This window comes from Bacillus cereus group sp. BfR-BA-01441, from assembly GCF_022663075.1.
Lineage (GTDB): Bacteria > Bacillota > Bacilli > Bacillales > Bacillaceae_G > Bacillus_A > Bacillus_A cereus.
Window position 1 is genome coordinate 1 of the sequence record NZ_JAKUEU010000140.1, and the last position, 6959, is coordinate 6959.

The window sequence follows — 6959 nt, forward strand, 5'->3', positions numbered from 1 at the left end:
TGGGGATCAATTGTCTTTCCTCCTTCGGAAGCAACCAGACAACCAAAAACAGGGTTGTAGTGTACGTCTTCCTTCCTTTGTTCTCCTAATTATAATTTTTGTTCATGAGAGTTATCAATTGTCTGCAAAAAGAAAAAGGCTTCTAATGAAGCTAAGTAGGTTAAGTGGCTGTAAGCTCATTAACTGCATTCGCAACAGCCACTAAATCATTGAGCTTCATAAGAATCCCTAACCTTTTCTTGATACGTTGTACGCTTCACGCTGTTCCGCGCAATGACAACTCTTTTCACAAAAATTGCTTCCATTTCAAACAATGAAAGGGGCTGTTAAGCTATGGAAAAAGTTAATGAACTAAAAAATATTATGGATATGGAGATTAGAACAAAAAAAGATGCCAGAATAATTGTTAGATATTTTAATAAGCAACCTGAATTTTTAGTAGATGAAAAGGTAAAAGAAAAACGAGAAATCGCATTGAGTTTCCTTAGTACAGGTGTTTTTACAAATTTTTATTTTGTTACATTCATTAAAGAGGACAGTAAAATACATGGAGCAACAGGTAATTGTTATAAAGTGTATTACAAAAAAGAGCTTATTGGATTTGTAGCTCAATTTCAAGAACTATGGCATGTTTCAGAGTCAATTCAAGATTTATTGAATTCTCCTTTTAAAAATAAAATGAGGAAAGTTGCTGTAGATGGATTTATACAATCCAAGAAAGAATAAAAGGAGCAATCCTTTTATTCTTTTTTATGGTAAGTAAGCTAATGCTTACTTTTGATTTGAAAATTTAATAATCATATTTACAGTGGCATCGAACCCCTGTAAATATGATTATTTCATAGTTTCACAATGAAATAATAAGCGTTTTGATTAGTTTATTTCTTCATCGAAATAAACTAAATGAAAAACGCTTCTCTTTAATTCCTAGTGAACTTTCGTAACACTAGGAATCGGTTGTCTTCTTTCCTTCGGAAGCAACCAGACAACCAAAAACAGGGTTGTAGTGTACGTCTTCCTTCCTTTGTTCTCCTAATTATAATTTTTGTTCATGAGAGCTATCAATTGTCTGCAAAAAGAAAAAGGCTTCTAATGAAGCTAAGTAGGTTAAGTGGCTGTAAGCTCATTAACTGCATTCGCAACACCCCCTAAATCATTGAGCTTCATAAGAATCCCTAATCTTTTCTTGATACGTTGTACGCTTCACGTTGTTCCGCGCAATGACAACTCTTTTCACAAAAATTGCTTCCATTTCAAACAATGAAAGGGGAGAATTCAATATGAAAATAACAGCAAATCTTGAATACAATTTAACTAAGTATTGGCCTATGGATAGAGATGAAGAGGTTGAAGTATATGGCATCTCTAATTTTAGAGGAACAGAAAAAGAAATGATCCAGTTACTTAATCAACATGTTGGTAAAAAGCCATTTGTTAATCAAGTTTGGAATTTAACAGAAATGAGAGCATGTTACAAAGTAGGTTTTCGTCCATACGGAGAGCAAATGTCATATCAACAAACTGTAGAATTTTTGAAGAAAAAAGGTTCAATTTGCATGACAATCAATATTTAAGTACAGGAGATAGCTTGAAAAACAAGCTATCTCTTTTTTGTTAATACTATATATGAGAGGAACGTAATTAAATGAAATCAAAGACAAGAATAGGGAAGTCAAATAACATTGATATTAGGTTTGTACTTTATAAAACTGAAAAAACAAATAGAGATTTATTCCAATATGGTTTGAATAAAGAATTTATAGTGTATGGTATTTTGAAATTACAAGGAACAGAAAAAGAAATGATTCAATTGCTCAATCGTAATGTCAAACGTAATCCTTATGTAATCGAAGTAAGGGAACTGAAAGTGTTAAGAGCATGTTATAAAGTGGGATTCCGACCAGATGGGAAAAAAATGAGTTATCAAAAAGTTGTGAATCTACTTAAACAAAATAAATCAATTTGTATGACAATCAATATTTAAATAAAAAGGATAGCTTGTTAATAACAAGTTATCCTTTTTTACTTTAGTTAATGAATACACGTATTTATAGGGGCATCGAACCCCTATAAATACGATTATTTCATAGTTTCACAATGAAATAATAAGCGTTTTGATTAGTTTATTTCTTTATCGAAATAAACTAAATGAAAAACGCTTCTCTTTGATTCCTAGTGAACTTTCGTGACACTAGGAATCGGTTGTCTTCTTTCCTTCGGAAGCAACCAGACAACCAAAAACAGGGTTGTAGTGTACGTCTTCCTTCCTTTGTTCTCCTAATTATAATTTTTGTTCATGAGAGTTATCAATTGTCTGCAAAAAGAAAAAGGCTTCTAATGAAGCTAAGTAGGTTAAGTGGCTGTAAGCTCATTAACTGCATTCGCAACAGCCACTAAATCATTGAGCTTCATAAGAATCCCTAACCTTTTCTTGATACGTTGTACGCTTCACGCTGTTCCGCGCAATGACAACTCTTTTCACAAAAATTGCTTCCATTCCGAACTATGAAAGGGGCTGTTAAGCTATGGAAAAGATATTTGAAATCGTAAGAATTAAACAAGTTATTACAGAATTAGAGGATGGAAGATTTGTAATTCATTCACCTAGTGATGCTCGACACCTTGCTTCAAAACTTATTGGTGAAGATGACCGCGAAATATTTTTAGTAATGTGTTTGAACACGAAAAATCAAGTTGTTGCTGTACATCGTTGTCATGTTGGAGCATTAAATTATACTGTAGTACATGCTCGTGAAGTATTTAAATCCGCTATCTTAAATAATAGCGCATCAATCATCGTGGCACACCAGCATCCAACTGGGAATATTTACCCTTCAAGGGAAGATATTGAAGTTTCGAAGAAATTAGTTGAAGCTGGTAAGATACTAGGTATCGAAGTTTTGGATTCACTTATAGTAAATCACACCACTGATTTCTACTCAATGAAAGATGAACGAAGAATCTAAACGCTGAAAAGGAGTGAAAGCTCCTTTTCTTTTTATATACAGTTTTAAAAAAGGATAAAAAATTAACAAAAGTGAGGGGAAATTAAACATGATTAAATTTGAATCTAGTGAACAGATAAAAGGCATATACGATGATAAGGAGTATGATTTCGATAGATATAATTTCATTGTAAGACCAGCATTTACAGAAAAAGAAACATCTATAGTTGTAAATTTTAAAAAAAGTACAATTACAGGTGATCAAATTGCATTTGGATCATGGTATGACATAGAGTTAGATGAATGTATTGAATGTTTAAAAACATTACAGCCAAATGAGATTAAGAGAGATTTTACACACATAATAGAAAAGGAAATAAACAAAGAAAAGGAGTAAAGACTCCTTTTCTTTGTTTATTTCTATATTAAAGTTTTAGATGGCATCGAACCATCTAAAACTTTTTTCATTTTGCTACTTTGTATCAAAATGAAAAAATCAAAATACATATTCAGCTATGAATTTGAACTCACTGTTTTCATCACCATATGGATAAACTTTTGCAAACTGTCTAGCAAAAGGTTCATCTGGATGTTTTCGCATCATTATAGCATCTAAGTTTGATAGAGCTTCATATTCTGTTCTTCCCAATGCGGTTTCTTTTTGCATGATCTTCCCCCCTTATTTGTATGAATACAAGTTAAGTATAACCAATTTATAAAAAAACATTCTATTAAAACAATAAAAGTGTAGTTGTTTAATTTTTATATAATAAAATAGAATTTTATAGCAAAAAAGCTTACCATCTCCTACAATGATAAGCTCTTATGTTTCTTCTTTTATTCCCGTACTTTAGAAGAAAACTACAAAGGATACATCAAACAATAATAACCTTATGTGCAATTAGAGTATATTATTTTTTTCAATCCAATGCAATGAGTAATAACTATGTTCCTGATAAATGGTAATAATAAAAAATAACCCTTAAATTAAGGTTAAGGGTTCAACGGAAGGAAATATAAAACAGATATATTAAATAAAGTAAAGAAGATAATGTGATTATAACATTATTAAACCTGTAAGCACACAAATTTATTCAATATTCATTATTTATAAATGTTTTTCTAATAATTCTTTTATAACTTGTATTTCCGCTTTTTGCTGTTCTTCCCCCATTTTTTTCATCAATTCTTCTTTTGTGATTTTTCCGTTTGGATTGTTCATTTCATTCGTCCATTTTTGAAGCATATCAATAGAACGTTTTCGTGATTCTTCAAAAATATAAGTTTTATGTTTTTCTATCAACTCGTCAAATTCTTTTTCAAATTGTTCATCTAAAGTTTTTTGGATTCTCCCTGGAGTTAAACCTAAATGTTCCATTAATCCAACAGCTCGATCCCCTAAAATAAAACGCTCCATTCCATTAATTACTTTTTTTATTTCAGGATCTTTATCCATTTGTTTATATTTTATATTAATAACTGTATTATCCTTTTCCAAAAATAACACCTCCATTTTTAGTAGTTCAACGTATAGATTTCAATTCCCTACATTTAATCGAAAGAAACATATTAAAAGTCCTCAAAACCTTCTCATTTGGGCGGTAGCACTTACTCCTTATAACCTTCTGAAAGCCTTCACAGGCATCCAGAAGCTAACAAGGAGATACGTGTCGCTCACAGCATTAAACACAGGGATAACTACACAGAGTACGCTAGCGCTACTCTCTGTAAGTTCCTCCTGAGTTTACCTATCGGTACATACTGGCCGAACCGCAAAACCTAACACCCAAAAACCTTAAATGCTTAAAGATTTAAAGCGGAAAGTAAGCTAACGCTTACTGTTTTTATTTATATATTTTCGCCTTTGCACTACGCACGATAACATACAGCAAATTCACTAAGCTCCAAACAGGGCAAAGTTTCCCCTTCGGTTTATCCCTGTTTGGAACTAAGTGAATGAGTCAACATGACAAGGGGAGTGAAATTTTTTATTCCGATTAAAGAAATTTCGGAAATAAAAATTTTCACTCTAAAACCCTTGTCATATTGCCTATGCTGATGTTCCATGCTTCATGTCAAAGGGCGAAAATAATTCCTTTGGAACACCTTTGCGTAATGCAAAGGCGAAAATTAAAAATCTAAAAGACTAATGAATCGAAGGAGGAATTTTTCATGGCAAGTATCAACGGAGTTGAAATTAAAACGTATAAGAATTTTAAAGGTCACGATGGTCAACCACTACGTCAGGCTACAGTTTATATGGATGGTAAAAAAATTGGCTTTATCAGTGAGGATGCTTGGGGTGGGCCAATGAATATTAATTTAAAAAGTCTTGAAGAAGTTAAGAAAAGACTATTTGAATATGCATCACATGAAAAATTTGCTAAACATGTATTAGAAGACATTGAGCTATTACTTGATATGCTACTTGGGTTAGTTTTTATAGAGAAAAATGCAAAAAAAGCATGGAAAATTAACGAAAAAGCAATTGTTATTTCAACTGGATTACGTGATTATCATTTAAATGATTCTGAAAAAATAAAGCACATACCTAGTTTAACAGTTTACACAATAAATAAGGAATTAACCCCAAATCAACTAAAGGACAGAAAGGAAAAAATCTCTAAAGAAGATAAAGCTGAAGCTTTAGTTTTCAAAACACTTCAGGATTTTTCTTTGAAAATAAGTTAATTATTATAAATGGATTAAATAGAGATAAAAACTGGGAGGAAAAACAAATGAAAACATTAGAAAAGTTACAAGGACAATTCTTTGAGGAATTAAAAGTATTCATGAATAAACAAGTTCACTTTAAAATGAGCGACATTACATATAGTAGATATGACAAAGGATTATTTAAATATAAAGCCTATTCCGAGGAAACAAACGAACAAGCTGTAATTAAATTGAATCCATATAACGGTGAAGTTACAGCTTGTTTTAAGTCAGATAAAGAACAAGATTGGCATATTGGATATTTACCAGAGGATAAATAAATTATAAAAAAGGAGTGGGGAAATCACTCCTTTTTTATATACATGCTGGACATATAGTTATTTGAATTGACAAAAAAATAAAGTGATGATATATTTTCAGTGGTTCAACAATATATATTCTAGATCTGGAAGACCTCTTTCACTTTTTAAAGGTGTTAGGTGGTCTTCCTTTTCTGTTTTCGGAATGATTTTTAAAAAGAGAATTGTATTTAAAAGCAAGGATAAGGAGTGAAAAACACCACTCCTTTTTGATTTATGTAAAAAAATAACATACTTTGTAGTGATTCACTACAAAGTATGTTATAATTGTAGTGATTCACTACAATTATAAACGTATTGGAGGAAGGAATATGAAAAATGCTACTCAATTAATCATTAAAGAATTCCCAATCTTAGAAGAACATTTAAACAATCGAGAAAATATATTTTTAGTTCAACAGTCTTTAAAATCATTATCTTCAAATGTAGAAAAAACATTTTTACAGTTGGCTTGGTTTTTTGAAGATCCACAGCAAAATAATTTCAATTTAGGAAAGCTTCACGAATGTTTAGAAGGTGACTGGTTAGAATTCGCTTTAGATCTTATAAATATTTATTTTAAACGCGACACATATTTAATTAAAAAACCTACACATTCAATTCTTTTAGATATAGATGATTATTACAGCCAAACAACCTTTGCCGAATATCTAAATGAAAAAGGTTTTAGATATGACCAAAGCAAGATTTCAGCATATAGACATAGAAATAAATTCCCTAAAGAAGATATTATAATTGCTGGTATTCCCTATTGGTCAAAATTTTCAGTTGAAAAATACGCAAAAGAACTCGAAAACAAAAATACTAATAAAGAGGGATTTTGACAAGGAGTATAAGATAAATCATGAAAACAAAAAAACTATTTAAAACATTTGCATTGACAACAGTTTTATTAACTTTAGGTGTTGGCTGTACAAATCAAGTTGCTAGTGAAAAAACAAATACAGTAAAAGTAACTGAAAAAAGCCAAAAGGAATAT

Annotated in this window: 10 protein-coding genes; 8 read left to right on the forward strand and 2 right to left on the reverse strand. The window is 30.9% G+C overall.

Going from position 1 to position 6959, the window contains the following annotated elements; all coding sequences use genetic code 11:
* The first annotated feature begins 333 nt into the window (after positions 1 to 333).
* From MR107_RS28500 to MR107_RS28520, 5 genes are all read left to right on the forward strand, one after another.
* Complete coding sequence (locus MR107_RS28500) at positions 334 to 726, forward strand: hypothetical protein (RefSeq protein ID WP_242293034.1); 393 nt, start codon at positions 334 to 336, stop codon at positions 724 to 726.
* A gap of 554 nt (positions 727 to 1280) precedes the next feature.
* Positions 1281 to 1574, forward strand: a complete 294-nt coding sequence (locus tag MR107_RS28505) for a hypothetical protein (RefSeq protein ID WP_000704504.1) — start codon at positions 1281 to 1283, stop codon at positions 1572 to 1574.
* Positions 1575 to 1645: 71 nt separating this feature from the next.
* Positions 1646 to 1984, forward strand: coding sequence for a hypothetical protein (locus MR107_RS28510; protein WP_242293035.1), 339 nt, complete (start codon positions 1646 to 1648; stop codon positions 1982 to 1984).
* Positions 1985 to 2525: 541 nt separating this feature from the next.
* Complete coding sequence (locus tag MR107_RS28515; RefSeq protein ID WP_000411076.1) at positions 2526 to 2966, forward strand: JAB domain-containing protein; 441 nt, start codon at positions 2526 to 2528, stop codon at positions 2964 to 2966.
* Between the two features lie 88 nt (positions 2967 to 3054).
* A complete protein-coding gene (locus tag MR107_RS28520) occupies positions 3055 to 3342 on the forward strand; it encodes a hypothetical protein (RefSeq protein WP_000589173.1) in 288 nt (95 codons plus the stop codon).
* A 99-nt stretch (positions 3343 to 3441) separates the two neighbouring features.
* On the opposite strand, the gene MR107_RS28525 is transcribed toward MR107_RS28520, so the two are convergent.
* Positions 3442 to 3612, reverse strand: a complete 171-nt coding sequence (locus MR107_RS28525) for a hypothetical protein (RefSeq protein WP_002163812.1) — start codon at positions 3610 to 3612, stop codon at positions 3442 to 3444.
* A gap of 441 nt (positions 3613 to 4053) precedes the next feature.
* Positions 4054 to 4452 carry a hypothetical protein gene (locus tag MR107_RS28530; RefSeq protein ID WP_242293038.1) on the reverse strand — a complete coding sequence of 133 codons (399 nt, stop codon included), beginning with the start codon at positions 4450 to 4452 and terminating at the stop codon, positions 4054 to 4056.
* Between the two features lie 665 nt (positions 4453 to 5117).
* On the opposite strand from MR107_RS28530, the gene MR107_RS28535 reads away from it, so the two are divergent.
* The 3 genes from MR107_RS28535 to MR107_RS28545 all read left to right on the forward strand — a co-directional run bounded on the left by MR107_RS28535 (position 5118) and on the right by MR107_RS28545 (position 6804).
* Positions 5118 to 5636: a hypothetical protein gene (locus tag MR107_RS28535; RefSeq protein WP_242293036.1), complete on the forward strand. Its 519-nt coding sequence runs from the start codon at positions 5118 to 5120 to the stop codon at positions 5634 to 5636.
* Positions 5637 to 5683: 47 nt separating this feature from the next.
* Positions 5684 to 5941, forward strand: a complete 258-nt coding sequence (locus MR107_RS28540; protein WP_242293037.1) for a hypothetical protein — start codon at positions 5684 to 5686, stop codon at positions 5939 to 5941.
* Positions 5942 to 6291: 350 nt separating this feature from the next.
* On the forward strand, positions 6292 to 6804 hold the full coding sequence (locus MR107_RS28545) for a hypothetical protein (RefSeq protein ID WP_000786430.1): 513 nt from the start codon (positions 6292 to 6294) through the stop codon (positions 6802 to 6804).
* Positions 6805 to 6959: the final 155 nt, after the last annotated feature.